This is a genomic window from Lacrimispora amygdalina (genome assembly GCF_900205965.1).
Taxonomy (GTDB): Bacteria; Bacillota; Clostridia; order Lachnospirales; family Lachnospiraceae; genus Lacrimispora; species Lacrimispora amygdalina_A.
In genome coordinates this window covers 122,038-138,843 of the sequence record NZ_OAOF01000007.1, presented here as the reverse complement: position 1 = coordinate 138,843, position 16,806 = coordinate 122,038, and the positions used below count along the sequence as shown (strand labels likewise).

The window sequence follows — 16,806 nt, the reverse complement described above, 5'->3', positions numbered from 1 at the left end:
GATACTGAAAAATTATTTTATCTCACTACAATACTTTTCTAAAGCCATAACAGATTCGTCACTGATAAAATGCTCTATTTTACAGGCATCCTTACTGGCTGTCTCCTCATTAACCTTACAGCAGGCTACCAAAAATTGTTTCAGCAGCTGATATTTGGAAGTAATTCTTTTCCCCTGTTTACGCCCTTCATCAGTAAGACAGATTTCACCGCCTAACGGCTTTATTACCAGTCCTCTCTCCTGAAGGATTGTTATGGTATTATTTACACTTGGCTTGGAAACTCCTAAATAAACGGCAAGATCTATGGAACGCACTGCATGCTCCTTTTCCGACAAAAGGAATATAGCCTTTAAATATTCCTCCTTTGACGGGCTGAGTTTTTTACCTGAACTATAATGCATATTTTGATACATCGTAAATCCTCCATAATGTGAAATGTGTATGGTTGCCATACTCTTTATTGAAAATTTTAGTCATCTTGTTCACTCAATTCATCATCTGATGCGTTAAACGGTATGGAAAATGTGAATTCATATGGATTAAAGTTTAAAAAAGGGCCATAAGAAGTAAATGCATGATAAATTGTTTGTATAGCTCTTTCTTCTGCTGCAAATTTTTGTTTATACTGCCTCTCATCCAATTTTTTGTCGCCAGCTATTCCAGATGGTTTTGATAAATATTTCTTTTTAATGTTAGTACCTCCTAACTAAGCGGCGTAAAATGTGTATGGCTACCATACACATTGTTAAAATTTTACTCCTCTAAATTATCGTTAAAAACTTTAACCTTGCTGATCAGGGCTGACAAAAAGTCTGATAAAAATTTCAGATCATGCTCTGAAGCATCTTCCAGTTGTTCTTCAACCATACTGTTTAAGACCATATGGTAATGCATATGATTACTATGAGCCTTTTTACCCTTGGCAGTCAGATGCAGCGTATATCTGGACAAGTTAAGTTCATCAACTTCCTTTATAATCAGAGCCTTTCTCTCCAACTTTTTAAGTATCTCAGAAACAGCCCCTTTCGTCACTCCCAGGATATCGGCTAATCCGCCTACATGGATGCCGGGATGCTCAGCAATCGCCATTATTACATGTATCTCAGAATGAAAAATAGGCACATCTGTTCCATAGTAACGAGTTTTCTTATCCAGCTCAATTAAGGCAAAAGCAAAATGAAGTGAATCATATGCAATTTGATGTTTGTTTGCTATTATTTTATCCATACCACAAGTATATGGCTGCTATACACTTTTGTCAAGCCGGAATCTGCGCGTTGTCCCTGTTATTAATTCCCTTCATACTTTGTACAGTTCCAAAACTGCTTTATCCAAAAAAGAAGATATCTTAACCCGGTCATTCTCTGAGCCAAAAAGGTTGACACTCAGTACAGGCCTATTATCGAAGGTATTAATACTACGTTTTTTCGGGACTTATATGAGTCCTTCTTTCCTTGCTTTTTCCACCGCAAGCATCCGGGAGGATACTCCAAGTTTGCCAAATATACTGAGCACATGGGTTTTCACCGTAGCCTGGGATATGCAAAGCTTCTCAGCAATCTCCCGGTTGGTAATACCTTGAGCAAGCTGGCTTAACACCTCATTTTCACGGGCTGACAGCAGCTCCGGCTTATTCTCCTTATAAGTCTGGCCTCCGCAAATCACAATGGTTTCACCTAAGAAAGCCGTTTCCGCAGCACTCAACAACTGGTTTCCAGCTGATTTTTGATATATTTCCCTCAGCATAGGCAGTAGTGTATTACGGTCAAGATAAAATGGCATAAGAATTCGGTTTTCCTGCGCATAATGAATGGCTTCAACCAGCAGATTTCTGATTTCCCGCTGGCTGGCAGACTTATCAGGCAAATGGAAAAGCATATAAATTTTCAAAATATCAGCTTCCACAAGTCGAAGCATATTATGGTTTAAGCGGGAGGAGGTCAGTATTTCTTCTGTTTCTTTCAATGCCTCAGCCGTACTGCCTAGCTTAAACAGAATCCGTCCACGCAGCAGTTTCATAAGCGGCTGCTTACTATATTTGTTTGTTGCATCCAGCTCTTTTAAGATATTATCAGAAAGGCTTTCCGGGAGTCTGTCAATACAGGCAAGCTCATAAAGCAGACGTCCCAGAGTAAGCACACTATAATTAGGATACTCAGTCAAAATACCTTCAACATAAGAAACTGCTGTGTCGTTATCACCGTGTAGAAACTTCATCTCAGCAAGATGGTAATCCAGCGTCATATCAGTGATATCCACATGAATATGACGTTCTTCCAACAGGCGTTTGGAATACTCCAGCTCTATTTCTGCCTGCTCCAGCTCCATTCTGCGCATATATACTCCAGCCAGACCAAAGTAATAATTAGTTTCTATCCCCATTAATCCATTGATTGGTTTCAGTACTTCTTTTGATTTGGCATAACAGGAAAAGCTGTCATTTAACCGTCCCATCTCTTCGTAAACCTGACCCAGCTGATTATAAGCAAAAAAGCCAATAAAAGGATTCAAACCGGCAGCAATTTTAATCCCCTTTATGATGCAGTTTTCCGCTTCCTCATATTGCATTTTTTCCAATAATGCGCCGGCATTTTCAATCAGCAGCACAGCTTTTACCACAGGTCCATAAGGAATCTTATCAATCTGTTTATCTGTCAGTGCCGGATATTGAGGCAAAATCCCATTTTCATTGGTAAAATAGATCTGCGCAAAGTCTACAATACTAAACAAATCAGAATCTTCATACAGTTCCTTAAACTTCTCATATATAACATGGCAGCGTTCCATATTTAAATTTCCCAAATTATAAATAAAACACTGGGCAGCAAGATCCGTATCCTGAAATAAAAGCTCAATCGGAACCTTATCAAGATAATTCCATGCTTCTATCCTGCCTTCCATTGATTTTGCCAGACGCATTACCTCATTATAATTACCAGCCTCACAATACTCTCCTAAAGCTTCCTCATAATCCCCCTTTTCTTCAAAAGCTCCTGCCGTTATCCGATAACATTCTGCCTTTTGTTCTTCAGAAAGGCAGAGAAACTGCTGTTTTAAATATTCCGATAAAATATTGTGATAGCGATATATTCCGTTTTGTTCGTCCAGGCAGATGACAAACAGATTTTTTTCCATGAGCCGTTCCATCATCTGATTGAAATCCGGTTTTGTAAATCCCACAAATAGCTTACTGCAGATATCTGCATCAAAATAAGACAGATAACCTGTTTTTATCAAAAAATCCCGTTCTTTTTCCGTAAGAGCATCAATAATTTCACGGGTCAGATATTGGGAAGCAATTCCGCCCCCGGCACGCAGCAGCTGACCAGAGTACTTTCCCGCCGCTTTGGCTGCCGCCGCAAGCTGAAGCCCTCCAATCCACCCCTCAGCATAGTGGTTCAATTGGTTTAATTCTTCCTCACTGTCTGCCAGCTTCATGGTGCCTCTGAGAAATTCCATTCCCTCTTCTTTCGTCAGCTGCAACTGTTTTCCGTCAATGAACAGCAAACGGCCGGATACTGCCATGGGGCCTAAATAAACAGGTGGGTCATCCCTGGAAAGCATAAAGAAATGAAAATTAGAAGGCATCGCCTCAATAAAAAATTCAAAAGTTCGAATAAGAGCTTCATCACGAATGTAGTGAACATCATCTAACACCATATAATATTCATCGTCGCCCCACAAACGGTTAATCAGCGTAATCAGCACATTCTCCATATATTTGGTGTCCGGATTCATTCTCATCAGATCCAGAAGGTTTCCTTCATCCTGTAAAAACTGGCTGACTGACGCAGTAAAATAGAGCCAGAAAGAATAAACATTGGTATTGGCAAAATCCAGTGACAGCCAGCATACATTTTTAAGCTCCTTCTCATGAATAAAGGATGAAAGAAGCGTTGTTTTACCAGTGCCGGCACCCCCGCTTAGAAAGATAATGCTCATATCCCTGCACTTGGAGAGCTGCTCAAACAACCCATGGCGCACAATGTAATTCTTGCGGGGTGCCGGTATTTTTAGTTTTGTAGTTAGAAGTAATATTTCTGTAGAATGCTCCATCATTTATTCACCTGTCGTTTATTTGTTACTGACATTGTAATGCAGGAAACCGGCTTTGACAAGAAATGTCTCGCTTTCATACCCTTTTCATATATTTCATTCGTAATACGGAGCAGGAAACCATAAACATGACAGCGGAAACCGCAATCACATATATAATGCTGAAACTGTGATGCCATGCCTCTCCCCGTTCCATGTACTCAACAAAATTCATTAACTGTTTTTGAGGCAGTATCTTAATAATCAGATCCAGTAAAATATTTTTTTTACTGAGCAAATAAAAGCTGCCTGCAAGCATTGATGTTAAAACAACAATGGATCTGCCAAGCATGGAAGCATTATCCGGTTTGTTAATCAGTGTATATAATAAGAGTGCGAAGGAAATTCCAAATAATTCCATTACGACTAACAGACCAGCATATTGTAAAAGCGTAAAGCCAATATCAAATCCCCAGAGTTTTAATATAATTAACAGGATATATTCCGGCAGAAACATGGACAGGCAGTAGGCACAATGTGCTGCAAGATAACCGCCAAAGGAAACCGGTGCTGCTGTAATCCGCCGCATTTGTTCCTGCTCCTTATCATCTGCAAATGCAAACAGACTGCCAAAAACCTGTATGAGAATAAACATCATCATGAAACCTATAATATTTGCGCCCACACCCCTGGGTATTTTACTATCCTTAAGAACGGCGTCCGGATTTTTCATCAGTGTAAGCACCATGTTTTTATAGTCGTCATCCCGAAGTGTCTGAATCTGATAATCACCGTTTGCTCCGATTGTTACATAAGCATCATACTTTTGTTCTACCAGTGCAGAATAAGGCGGTTTTTCTGCGGAGACAGCGATGTTAAGTCTTGAAGAGCTTTTAGGTAACATTTCAGCAGATTTATCCGTTACCAGAACAATCCGGCCTTTTACCTGCTGAACATCCGTCAAATGAACTGCAAGCACCATGGAGGCAAGGGTGAATACTGTTAATAAAATCATGGAAACAAGGCGGGGAATCGTCCGTTCATAAATGTTAATAAAGGTGGTTGTAAAAGTTCTCATATATAATCCTCCGTTCTGAAAAATAAACCACAGCCCATTGTCAGCAGCACAGAAAGTACTGCTGCAGTGATAAATACCGGCCAGAAATACTGGAAACTGTTGTCGCAGGATAGCGTAAAGAACGCTTCATTCATCCACCTTACAGGTGATATCTTTGTAGCAAAGGCCATTACACTGCCCATTCCATCGAGGGAAAAGAAGGTTCCTCCCAAAACACAAAGCAGACTGATCACCGTACTAAGCAATGTACTGGTGATCTCTTCACAATGGAATACACAGCAGAAGAAAATCCCAAGAGCCGATGCTGCAAATTCTACCGGTGCCATTAAAATAATAAAAAAGGCCGGATTGCTCCCAAGGCTGACATGGAGCAGCGGGCACAAAATTATAAGCAGCAGTGAATGCAGGATATAATTAAAAAGAAATGACGCAGTCATTTTGGAAAAATAAACCGAAAAACCTCCGGCCGGGGAATAAATAATCCGAAGATTTGCCCGTTTAATATCCCGTTCCATAAAACAGTTGGAGGCAGTCATTGCACCGTTTAACATACCATAGATGATAAGAGAAATTGTATAATACTGATATGCAGTGTTACTGTCAGCATAATCCCCTCCGCACAAATAGCCCAGGATTAATATTAATAAACCTGCAAATGCAGTATTATATCCAACAAGAACCGGATTTTTAAATAAATTGCCAAAATCCATTTTAAAAATTGTTATAAAACGACGCATATCTAACTCTCCTTTCTCAGTCACGCAGCTTGCGTCCCGTCAGCTTTAAGAAAACCATCTCAAGACTTGCAGCCTCGCTTGTAATATTTCGTATTTTTTCGCCATGATCACTTAACAGGGTGATGATACGGTCAAGATTTTCTATGCCTTTCAGAGATGTGATCTCGAAAATATTACCATCTATTTTTACCGACTTAACACCTTCAACCGAAAAAAATTCATCATGCCCCATTGTGCCATTTTCCTCAACCTCTATGATATACCTCTTTTCATTCTGAATATCCTCTTTCAAACTTTCCTTGGTTCCTTCTGCAATGACAGCGCCGTGATCCATAATAATGATCCGTGATGATATCACTTCCACCTCTTCCATGTAGTGAGTGGTATAAATAACTGTCATACCCTGATTTTGCAGCTTTTTAATGGAAGAAAGAATATGATTGCGGCTCTGTGGATCAATTCCCACCGTAGGCTCATCCATAATGACCAATTCCGGATGATGGGCTATGGCACATGCAATATTAAGGCGCCTCTTCATACCGCCTGAAAAGGTTTTTACCTTGTCCTTTCTGCGGTCTTTTAAGCCAGCAAACGTAAGTGCCTCCTCTACCGCTTCATTTAGCCTGCTGCCGTAAAGTCCGTATAGAGAAGCAAAAAATCTCAAATTACGTTCTGCGCTTAACTCTTCATATAGTGCTATATCCTGGGGAACAATGCCGATTGACTGCTTATAGTTGCGAAGAATTTTACTGATTTTTGTGCCTTTAAAAAAAATATCCCCCTCATCACTTCCCAGTACAGCGGTTAGAATATTAATGGTGGTACTCTTTCCTGCACCGTTGGGACCTAAGATACAAAGCACTTCCCCCCGGCGTATCCCAAAGCTGATTCCTTTCAGGACAATATTTTCTTTAAAACTCTTTTTTAAATTGCTGACTGTCATTAGATTATCCATAGATTTTATCTCTCCTTATTTGTTTGCTATGGATATCATACGGGATTTCATCAATAAAAAAATCAACCGTTTGGCTGATTGTAATGGTTGATTTTTTCAGCGTTTCTTTGCGTTACATCAGCATAACAAATAAACTCTGACATAAGAGTGTCAGAGTTTAAATAGTAATTTCACATTTAATGGTTAAAATTTGTGGAAATAAATTCTTTAGTCATTTCAGCTATTTTATCGGCATTTGTCCAGTGCAGATAATGTTCACCAGTGAGCGTTTCAATCTTTTGTATCGAGGAATTCGTAATTAACTGTTCATGAAGGGGAAGCCAGTCTTTATCCGTATCCACCGTATCCTTTGCCAGAAATGCAAGAACAGGCAGAGTGTCTGGATATTTTACATCATATAGTTCTTCTGTATTTGTATTTACCATATTAAATTCATTTATCACAGATACATTTACGCTGTTCCATGCTGTTGCCATTTTTTTAATTTTAACCTGCTCAGCGGAATAATAATTATTTTTGTTCATACCATCATCAGTCCCCGGCAAAAGATACGTGATATCCCTTATAATTCCAAAGGTGTTAAGCAGAGTCAGATTGTGAGACATATCGGGATCTTTATTGATTTTCGTTTGATTAGGTACTGACCCATCAATTCCAATTATTGCCTCCACTTCATCAGGGTATTTTATTGCATAGTACATAGAGTATATACTCGATATCGAGTGGGGCATTAATATATATGGTCCGCTTATTTCTAATTCTTTCAGTGCAGTTCTTATTTCATTTACAATATTTTCATTCGAACGTTCGTCTTTTGTCGTATCACTGAAGCCGTATCCAAAATATTCAAGAATAACAACTTTATAATTCTTACTTAATCGTTCTGCCAGGGGCATAAAATCCGTAATTGGTGAGGCAGTACCTAAGCCGCTCAGTAATACAATCGTCTTTTCTCCCGAGCCTGTCACATAAGCCTGCATATGCTTCCCATCTATATCTATGGTCTTTCCGATTTTATATTTGTTCTTTTCCACAGGCTTAAGAATATTGTGAGTTAGTGCTGAGATTATTACCAGGCCAACGATAATCACAAAGATCCAAAGTAATAACTTCCCGGTTATTCTAATTACTTTCTTCATCTAAATCTCCTCCGTGATTGCTTCAGGCAAGAATAAGACTATGTCCTGGATGGCATAGAACCAACTTACATATTTCATCTTTATAAGGGGTCCTGACAGTCAGATGCATCCTGCTTTCTATGGATTGTACCTCTGCATATTGGAGGTAGACATCATCTTTGATGATCCTGTAAACCATCTCCAAACTGCAGCTCTATAAGTGAAAAGCGCCTGGACTCTGTGGTGTTTCGCTCAGGATGGTAATAACTTAGCTGCAGATCGCTGGACTTCCACAACGCCTCTAATATGGGTTTTAAAACATCATCTGCGTAACCCTTGGGTATTATCCGCAATATGTCAAAATTTATGTGTGATATAACCTGAGCAGCCTTTTGCCTTTCTTCGTCCGGCATAACATTAAGTAACTTACTGCTTAGCAGGTTATAATCAGTAGCCATATTGGGAATGCGAAACTCTTCCCCTGCTTTTAACACCATCAAAAGCATTAATATTTCCTGCTCGCTAAGTTTAATACTTGGCAGAAAATAGGAAGAATCTATTTCGTAACCGCCACCCAGTCCCTCATAGGAAATAATGGGAACATGAAGCTGACTGAGTGCATCAATATCTCTGTATACAATATTGTATCACTTCAAACAGTATATAACAGATACAACAAATATCAAAGATATTTTTTACCACATAAGAATGGTAAACACATAATAATATTTTGTAGCATACTCATGACGGAGAAAGGCGAAAGCCTTATTCCCATCGTACTCGCCATGTGCCAATGGGGAAAATAGAATATGAAACTTTTGGAATGAATTGAAATAATTAATAAAAGATGGTATGCTACCAGAGGTAAATTCACACATGGAGGAATTACATGATAAAAATTGAAAATCTATCCTACTCATTTCCACAGAAGGATTTGTATCATAACATATCGTTCACATTAGAAGAAGGTCAGCATTGTGCTTTTATCGGCACAAGCGGCAGCGGAAAAAGTACGCTTGTCAATATCCTTATGGATCCCGAACAATATATGTTTGATGGAAAACTGGACATATCTCCCAATTGCAGAATTGGTTATGTAAGCCAATTCTCTAAGCTTGATGATACAAAGGAAATAACCGTATCCGAATATATCGGTGAGGAATTTATGAAACTGCAGAATGAAATAACATCGATCTGCACTGAGATGGAAACTTCGTCAGACATTGATACTCTTCTGGAAAAATATCAGCAGGCCCTGGATGCCTTTCAGGCGATTGACGGAGATAATTTTGAAAGCAATATGAATAAGCAGTTAAGTCTGGCTGACTTAGACAAACAGGAGAATCTGACTGTTTCCCAGCTCAGCGGCGGAGAATTCAAGCTGGTACAGGTAATAAAGGAAATGCTGACTCAGCCTGACTTAATCATTATGGACGAACCCGATGTGTTCCTGGATTTTGAGAATCTGAACTCACTTAAAAATCTGATCAATTCACACAAAGGCACCCTGCTGGTTATTACCCACAACCGGTATTTATTAAACCACTGTTTCAACAAAATCATCCACCTGGAAAATAAACTGCTGCAGGAATTTGACGGTCGGTATATTGATTATAACTTCACTTTGCTTCAAAAGAAAATTGAATTACAGGAACTGGCTGTGGCTGACACAGAAGAAATCAAAAGAAATGAAATTATCATTAACAATCTAAGATCTCTGGCTACCACACATACAGAAGCAGCCAGAGGAAAATCCTTAAAAGCTAGAAAGAAAATCCAGGAAAGGCTAATTGCCCGAAGAATTCAGGCTCCATTTGTGGATATCAAACAGCCGGATATCCATTTTACAGTTGGCAGTGAACTGAAAGATGAGACCGTTTTAAAAGTCAGCGATTACAGTGTGGCATTTGATGAAATGCTTTTAGAAAATGTTAACTTTGAGATCAAATCCAACGAAAAAGTTGCCCTGATCGGTCCAAACGGAACAGGAAAAACCACATTGCTGCGGGAAATCTATAAAAACGACCAGGACTCCATTGAGATTAAAGAAAACGTTAAAACGGCATTTTTATCCCAGCTTCAGGGTGAAATGCTAAACGAGTCAGAAACAGTTTTAGATGAGTTTTTTGGCCTGGGCTTCAAAACATATGAGGAAATCAGTTCCTATCTTTCAACTTTTGCATTTGACGAATCTGTCCTTCATCAGAAAATAGGTGCTCTGTCCGGCGGCGAAAAAAATATTCTGCAGCTAGCCAAAATTTCTGCAGGCAAAGCAGATTTGCTTCTTCTTGATGAACCGACCAGTCATTTAGACACCTATTCACAACTGGCGCTGGAAAAAGCAATTGGGGATTACAAGGGATCCGTTCTGATGATATCCCACGATTTTTATTCTATCGTTAACTGTGCGGATTATGTCTTAATTATTGACGATAAGACTATCCGTAAAATGAGCATGCGTAAATTCAGACAAATGATTTACGCCAGACATTTTGATAAAGACTATTTAGAATTAGAACAAAAGAAAAAAACAGTGGAAACAAAAATCGAATTAGCTTTAAAAAATACAGATTTTGAGCTGGCAAAAGTTTTATCCGAAGAATTGGAAACCATTATTCAGCTCCTTTAAATTCATGACATACCTCCTGCCATCTAACAAATAAGTTAGTATCTAACTAAAATGTGCATACTTTTCTAATTGAGCATAAGGATATATAATTTATCTATTAAATCAAGTTGGAGGACGTAACTATGAAAGTGATTGCAATCAACGGGAGCCCCCGTAAAAACCACAACACCGCTGCTCTGCTAAATAAAGCACTGGAGGGAGCGCAGGCAAATGGGGCCAAAACAGAGCTTATTCATTTATATGATTTAAACTATAAAGGCTGTACCAGCTGTTTTGCCTGTAAAAGAAAGAATGGACCGAGCTATGGAACATGTGCCTGGAAGGATGAATTAAGCCCCATTCTAAATAAAATCAAAGAGGCCGATGCCATTATTCTTGGTTCCCCTATTTATCTTTTTGATGTTACGGGACAGATGCATGCTTTTTTGGAGCGACTGGTTTTCCCTTATTTAACATATACAGAAGGCTACAAAAGTCTGTTTGAACGAAAAATTAAGACCGGACTTATTTATACCATGAACGTGACTGCCGAACAAATGGAAGGAAGGGGGCTGCGCCCGGCATTAGATGGTATTGAGGGCTTCCTGAAAAGAACTTTCGGCTATAGCGAATCATTGTTTTCCTGCGATACTTACCAGTTTGATGACTATGATAAATACGTTGCAACAATCTTCGATGAGCACCATAAGGCATTGGTCAGAGAAAACCAGTTCCCAGAAGACTGTCGCAAGGCTTATGATATGGGGCAGCGTTTTGCCGGGCAGGAATAATATAATCCTGCCAACTATACTGCTTTGACGGCATCGAACTTGATAAACTTCAGCTCTCCTGATTCGTGATATACTTACAACGATCTCATGGAGAGCTATGATCTAATATTTTAACCCATATCCTACTGGAAACAGGACCTGATCTGTTCTGATATCCTTAACCCTTGAGTAATATGGCATAGGCAGAGTTCCTTTAAAGTTTTTCTTTCCTGTCAGCACATTGGCTATACCATCCCCTTCACTTCCTGGAAGATAGCACATAACAGCACCGTCCCACTGTTTCATATAATCGCTGATAGAACCAATTACTTTTTTCTATCTGCATAAATAATTAATTTTTGAAAGGATTTTTCAAAACATTTATCATCGTCTTTTGTTCTTTTTGAGGGTCCTCTGAGATGATTTTTAGATTTTGCTCTTCTCGCTTCTTTTGCTATGTGCCGTTCCATCAGGAGCTGATCGATATTATCATCGGTATACCACTTTCCTGATTGATGAATTCCATACGCTCCTTTTCCCAGTGCCATCGCAGCTACACCATAATCCTGTGTTACCACAATATCACCTGATCTGCATAAATTGACTAATGCAAAATCCACGGCATCCGCTCCCGCACCAATAATTTTGATCTCACTGTAATCAGACTGCAGTACATGATTGGTATCACATAAAAGACACACCTTTATTTCATGTTCCTTTGCTGCTTTTTCTACGATACGAACCACCGGGCAGGCATCTGCATCCACATAAATTGTCATATATTTCACCTCATTTTCAATAGGTATTTTAAAAGTCATATTAATTATATATGTCCTGTCGTCTGTGGTCAATTTGAAGAGGGTCATGCAGGAATAATTTAAGAATGGGACGGCTGACTTCAACCACCCCATTCTTAGTTATTCTAACCTTTGCAGCCATTTTTAGTATATAGATAATTATATAAAATCCCGTGTCTGAGCTCATCTGTTATAATTTCAATCATCATATTAATATCCTCGCGAAACTGCATTGCGTAGAGAATTTTACGATATTTCGCCACAGCATTCTGTTCTCCTAACAGAGCGCGGGACAATCCGGCACAATAACTTTCCGGCGGTACAAACTGCTCACCAGGAAGCTGCTGGGGCACCGACCCGGTAATATTGCTGGACAGCTGTTTAAATAAATCATAATGGCCAATCTCATTGTCTCGAATTCCAGATATTATCTGTTTGTCTTCCTCTGATGGAGCATTATCAATCAGCCACGTATAAAACATTCTGTCTTCTGTTTCACCTGAAAGTGCCTGCTGAATTAAAGAAAGTGCGTTCGGCAGGTTTTGCGGAAAGGTAAATATATCATCTGTTTGCTGTCCTCCCAGCATCATTGATGCATTCATAGCAGAAATATATGGATTTGTATAACCATAATTATTATAGGGAACGTTACCTCCATATTCATTATAATTCATCATGTTTCTCCAGAGAATATACTCTAGTTATTATATGAAATATTATGGAACCGGTGTCTGTCAATGTACCTATGACATAATAACTGTCCCACAAATGTGTGATGCCCCTTTAATACCCCAATTTACAATGATATCCGCTGTCATACATGCCCTTTCATTAGAAAAAATCAGCCCATAATATCAATGGAAGCCGCAGAACTGCCATTCGCTGCCCCCAGATTCCCCTTGCTTGCTTTCGCCGCTTGACTCCATGCCTGATTATATATCCCCCACAGTTCAGATTCCCGGGCATCTTCCGCTTTTGTTCCATAGGATATCCATCTGCCGTTGGAATAAGAAGCCACCATTTCTCCGTTGCTGTCGTAAAATTCAGCGTAAGATACATCATCTGCTTCCTTGCTGTATTTTACAGAACCAAACAAATAATCCAGCAGATTAAAGGTTTTTGGTTCCTGTCTGGTATTTTTATATATTGCTCTTAAGCCCTGGGAAATAATACTTTTTCTATCAGGTGATACTGCTGAGACGTAGCTTTTTACCAGATTGCGAAATCCAGCGGAATCTGACTGGAATTTTCCAGCTGCCTGGTCCTTTTTCGCCTGCTCAATAATAGCTGTTTTATATTTATCATCACTCATGGCTGGTGCAGTCTTTGTGTTAAAATGAAAATCAGTATAATCTGGTGATATCACATTTTCCCGGCTTCCGGATTTTGTAAGCGGATGAAACTGTGCTATAGATTTCTCATTTCCTATGCGCATCTTATGTACTCCTTACCTGTTAATGATAGACTTTCATATGGGCTGGTCATATGAAAATCACTCTTACAATGTATTTTTTTATGATATCAGGAATTAAAAAGAATCATCCCAGTAAATAGTAATGTATGGACTGGAATATGTTTTAGAACCAATATCCAGTATCATACCGTGGGAAAGAGCACCGCTTATACAAGTAGCATTAAATGAAATAGTATACGTACCATTCGCTTTTGAAGCTAAGAATCCGCTTGTTCTCAAAGTCAAATTTTCTCTTCCGTTCCAAGCCACTTTCTCAGCTGAGCTTCTGTTACTGCTTGACACTGTCAGGTAATTGGTAAGCACAGCTCCTGAATAGCTTTTCAGTGAGCCGGGATTTACCTCCAGCTTCGTAATAACAGCATTGGCAGGCAGACCGGAAACCCGGAATGTAACTTCACTGGAATTACCGGTTTGTCCTTTTTTTAACGCCAGACCCATGGTTCTGGAAGAAGTCACCTTCTTAGTTCCTGTAGCGGCATATGCTGAAGTGGTTGTAGTAAATGCCATTGTCATGATTAACAAAGCGCTGAAAAGTAATTTTAAAAACTTATTTCTACTCATAAAAATACCCCCTGTTTCGGTTTTTTCAGTGACTGTCAGTAACCAGCCTGCTGCATCACATACTATATTTATCGGACTCTTTAAGGTATTTCTAATATTATTTATAATTTTCTATATTCCATTTCAGCATAATGGTCAAGAAACATCTCCTCCAGCACTCTGCCGTCACAAGGTCCAAACTCAACGCCAAGGATGGCTGCAATTGTCGGAGCAATATCAACCATATGGACTTCTCCCAGCTGGTATCCTTTTTTTATCCCTTTTCCTGACACAACAAAGCAACAGCCATATTCTGGCTTATCCGGAGAATATCCATGAGTCGCATATGTTTTATTCTCTTCCTTTAAATCCGACACCAGGGGGCCCGCAATACTGTCATCAAAGCTATAACCTAATTTTGCTTCCAGCATGCAGCCAGAAACCGGGAAGGCATGGAACTGTTTAAGTTCTTCACCAGTATAGATTTTCTCTATACCTAAGTTTTCCTCTTCTGCCGCTTTTTGAAGAATAACCAGCGCGTGTTTCTTCGCCTCCTCATCATTATCCTTTACGTGCAAATAGGCAGATCCGCCTGTGGACTGCAGATAAGCCCTCCAGTGCATGCTGCCCTTTTCTTCATAAATAAGGCCGTTTTCTTTGAGTAATTGATTCAGCCTTACTTTATATCTGACATTTTTCTGACCATGGTCACCTAACACCATGAAAACCGTTTCCTCTGAAATACCTGCCTCAGTAACTGCATCCACCATCTTTCCGATTCTTTCATCCATTCGGATCAACACCTTGTCAATCTCAGGACCGTCTGTCCCATGGTGATGCTTTGCATCATCCAGATCAATAAAATGAATCATCAAAAGCTCTGGTTTTTTTCTTAAAATGGTATCTCTTCCACACATGACCGTAAAATCATCCAGATACGGCTGTTCAATCCCTTTTCTTATTTTTCCATATTTAAGCTCAAGCCCTGCACAATAAAAAGGATTTCCGTTTTTTAATATCTTCAGAGCCTGATTCTCATTTCCAATTGCCTTTATCTCCGGCATGTTATAGCGAATGGCTGCCTTTCCGGTTACAGGCCACAGAATACCAGCTGATTTCATCTTGTGCTTCTTCAATGCATCATACACAGCAGGCACCCTGATATCTTTTCTAAACCAGAACCACGCCTGATCTTCTTCGCTGATAAATGGCTGAAATGGGTTATTATGATAGATACCGTGTTTATCAGGATAAACTCCGGTCACCATAGTGGTATGGACAACGTAGGTAAGAGTCGGATACACACTTTTTAACTTGTTGCTGAAAGCTCCGTTTTCTATTAATCGGGAAAGATTGGGAAGACGGCTTGCTTTTTCCCAGTTATCTTCAGAAAATGCATCATAAGAAATCACAATCAAATGCTTTGCTTTTCCCTTGCTCATTTTAATTCACCACTTTCATTTAATTTTTTCCACAGGAAGTCTTATAAAAATCAGGAATCCCACTAAAAAGAGGGGAATTATTCCAAGAATACTCCACCTTGCATTACCGGTAACAGCTGTCGTTAAGGACATCAGTGTTGGTCCCATAATAGCTGAGAATTTACCAAATATATTATAAAATCCAAAAAATTCATTGGATTTATCCTTTGGAATAATTTTCGCAAAATAAGACCGGCTGAGTGCCTGAATCCCGCCCTGTGCAGAACCGATCATAGCTCCAAGTATGAAAATATGCCATACGGTAGTCACAAAAAATGCCGCAATGCAGGAAATAATATAAGTAAAAATCCCTATGATGATCATGGTTCTCGCAGAAAAACGTTTTGCCATATTACCATACATAATAGCACAGGGAAAGGCGATGATCTGTATAATCAGTAAAATTGCCAGCAATGAAAACGTATCCAGTGCTCCATTTCCCATAACAGCAGTAGCATAGGGAATCACCATCTTAATGATAGTATCCACACCATCTATGTAAAAAAAATATGCGCCAAGGAAGCTGAAAACTATTTTATACTGTTTTATCTGCTTAAATGTATCTGCCAGTCTAATAAAACTGTTTTTCACCATATTCTGCCTGGGTTCCACATAATGAATCTGCTTCACATCTCTGATCATGGGTATGGTAAAGAGCCCCCACCATAAAGCAGTGATGATGAAACCAATCTGATAACCGGTTGATTTTTCCATTCCCAGAAGAAATATAAGCACCAGACTGATGCCAAAGGGGATTACGCTGGAGATATAGCCAAATGCAAAGCCAAGTGAAGATATCTTATCCATTCTTTCATCATTGGTGACATCGACGATAAAAGCATCATAAAAAATATTGGATCCTGCAAAACCAATTGCGGATAAGATAAAAAATAGAATTAAAAGCTGCCATTGTCCACTGGACGGTGGTATAAACGCCAGCGACGCAGTTGAAAGGACACCCAGACAGGTAAAGAATACAAAAAAACGTTTCTTTTTGTCTTTATAATCCGCAGCAGCACCTAAAACAGGGCTTAAAGCGGCCACCAGAATACTGGCAATGGAGTTGAAATATCCCAGGTCCATACTGCGTTTCACATTGTCAAACATTCCGAACATGATCGGCAGTAATGCGGTGGTGACTGCCATGGAATAAGCTGAATTACCGCAGTCAACCAGTATCCATGATTTCTCTTGCCTGCTTAACTTTATCAT

The 16,806-nt window shown here is 39.4% G+C and carries 18 protein-coding genes; 2 read left to right on the top strand and 16 right to left on the bottom strand.

What is annotated here, in order from left to right; all coding sequences use genetic code 11:
* Nucleotides 1-12 precede the first annotated feature (12 nt).
* From CRO04_RS11735 to CRO04_RS11700, 9 genes are all read right to left on the bottom strand, one after another.
* Nucleotides 13-414, bottom strand: a complete 402-nt coding sequence (locus CRO04_RS11735; RefSeq protein WP_097004432.1) for a metal-dependent transcriptional regulator — start codon at nt 412-414, stop codon at nt 13-15.
* A gap of 56 nt (nt 415-470) precedes the next feature.
* Nucleotides 471-641, bottom strand: a complete 171-nt coding sequence (locus CRO04_RS26250; protein WP_166432539.1) for a hypothetical protein — start codon at nt 639-641, stop codon at nt 471-473.
* Between the two features lie 113 nt (nt 642-754).
* Entirely contained in the window at nt 755-1,228 is a 474-nt protein-coding gene (locus CRO04_RS11730) for a MarR family winged helix-turn-helix transcriptional regulator (protein ID WP_097004431.1), read from the bottom strand.
* Nucleotides 1,229-1,435: 207 nt separating this feature from the next.
* Entirely contained in the window at nt 1,436-4,060 is a 2,625-nt protein-coding gene (locus tag CRO04_RS27040) for a LuxR C-terminal-related transcriptional regulator (RefSeq protein ID WP_097004430.1), read from the bottom strand.
* A 73-nt stretch (nt 4,061-4,133) separates the two neighbouring features.
* Nucleotides 4,134-5,114 carry an ABC transporter permease gene (locus CRO04_RS11720; protein WP_097004429.1) on the bottom strand — a complete coding sequence of 327 codons (981 nt, stop codon included), beginning with the start codon at nt 5,112-5,114 and terminating at the stop codon, nt 4,134-4,136.
* Entirely contained in the window at nt 5,111-5,851 is a 741-nt protein-coding gene (locus CRO04_RS11715; protein ID WP_097004428.1) for an ABC transporter permease, read from the bottom strand. Before CRO04_RS11715 ends, CRO04_RS11720 begins: the two co-directional genes overlap by 4 nt.
* Nucleotides 5,852-5,867: 16 nt before the next feature.
* Nucleotides 5,868-6,806 (bottom strand): ABC transporter ATP-binding protein, encoded by a 939-nt coding sequence (locus tag CRO04_RS11710; protein WP_097004427.1) that lies wholly within the window; start codon nt 6,804-6,806, stop codon nt 5,868-5,870.
* Between the two features lie 176 nt (nt 6,807-6,982).
* Nucleotides 6,983-7,945: an alpha/beta hydrolase gene (locus tag CRO04_RS11705; RefSeq protein ID WP_097004426.1), complete on the bottom strand. Its 963-nt coding sequence runs from the start codon at nt 7,943-7,945 to the stop codon at nt 6,983-6,985.
* Nucleotides 7,946-8,097: 152 nt separating this feature from the next.
* Complete coding sequence (locus tag CRO04_RS11700) at nt 8,098-8,430, bottom strand: hypothetical protein (RefSeq protein ID WP_097004425.1); 333 nt, start codon at nt 8,428-8,430, stop codon at nt 8,098-8,100.
* A gap of 383 nt (nt 8,431-8,813) precedes the next feature.
* On the opposite strand from CRO04_RS11700, the gene CRO04_RS11695 reads away from it, so the two are divergent.
* Both CRO04_RS11695 and CRO04_RS11690 read left to right on the top strand, forming a co-directional pair.
* Nucleotides 8,814-10,553 carry an ABC-F family ATP-binding cassette domain-containing protein gene (locus CRO04_RS11695; RefSeq protein WP_097004424.1) on the top strand — a complete coding sequence of 580 codons (1,740 nt, stop codon included), beginning with the start codon at nt 8,814-8,816 and terminating at the stop codon, nt 10,551-10,553.
* A gap of 122 nt (nt 10,554-10,675) precedes the next feature.
* Nucleotides 10,676-11,323, top strand: coding sequence for a flavodoxin family protein (locus CRO04_RS11690; protein WP_097004423.1), 648 nt, complete (start codon nt 10,676-10,678; stop codon nt 11,321-11,323).
* A 102-nt stretch (nt 11,324-11,425) separates the two neighbouring features.
* Here the strand turns inward: CRO04_RS11690 and CRO04_RS11685 are convergent, their stop codons facing one another.
* From CRO04_RS11685 to CRO04_RS11655, 7 genes are all read right to left on the bottom strand, one after another.
* The gene (locus tag CRO04_RS11685) at nt 11,426-11,608 is read right to left on the bottom strand and encodes a glycoside hydrolase family 3 C-terminal domain-containing protein (RefSeq protein ID WP_097004422.1); all 183 of its coding nucleotides are present in this window, start codon (nt 11,606-11,608) and stop codon (nt 11,426-11,428) included.
* Nucleotides 11,609-11,628: 20 nt separating this feature from the next.
* Nucleotides 11,629-12,081 (bottom strand): YaiI/YqxD family protein, encoded by a 453-nt coding sequence (locus tag CRO04_RS11680; RefSeq protein WP_097004421.1) that lies wholly within the window; start codon nt 12,079-12,081, stop codon nt 11,629-11,631.
* A gap of 143 nt (nt 12,082-12,224) precedes the next feature.
* Nucleotides 12,225-12,776, bottom strand: coding sequence for a ferritin-like domain-containing protein (locus tag CRO04_RS11675; protein ID WP_141400975.1), 552 nt, complete (start codon nt 12,774-12,776; stop codon nt 12,225-12,227).
* Between the two features lie 164 nt (nt 12,777-12,940).
* Nucleotides 12,941-13,534 (bottom strand): hypothetical protein, encoded by a 594-nt coding sequence (locus CRO04_RS11670; RefSeq protein ID WP_097004419.1) that lies wholly within the window; start codon nt 13,532-13,534, stop codon nt 12,941-12,943.
* 93 nt (nt 13,535-13,627) lie between these two features.
* A complete protein-coding gene (locus CRO04_RS11665; RefSeq protein ID WP_097004418.1) occupies nt 13,628-14,134 on the bottom strand; it encodes a hypothetical protein in 507 nt (168 codons plus the stop codon).
* Nucleotides 14,135-14,235: 101 nt separating this feature from the next.
* Nucleotides 14,236-15,555 (bottom strand): alkaline phosphatase family protein, encoded by a 1,320-nt coding sequence (locus CRO04_RS11660; RefSeq protein WP_097004417.1) that lies wholly within the window; start codon nt 15,553-15,555, stop codon nt 14,236-14,238.
* Nucleotides 15,556-15,570: 15 nt separating this feature from the next.
* Complete coding sequence (locus CRO04_RS11655) at nt 15,571-16,806, bottom strand: MFS transporter (RefSeq protein ID WP_097004416.1); 1,236 nt, start codon at nt 16,804-16,806, stop codon at nt 15,571-15,573.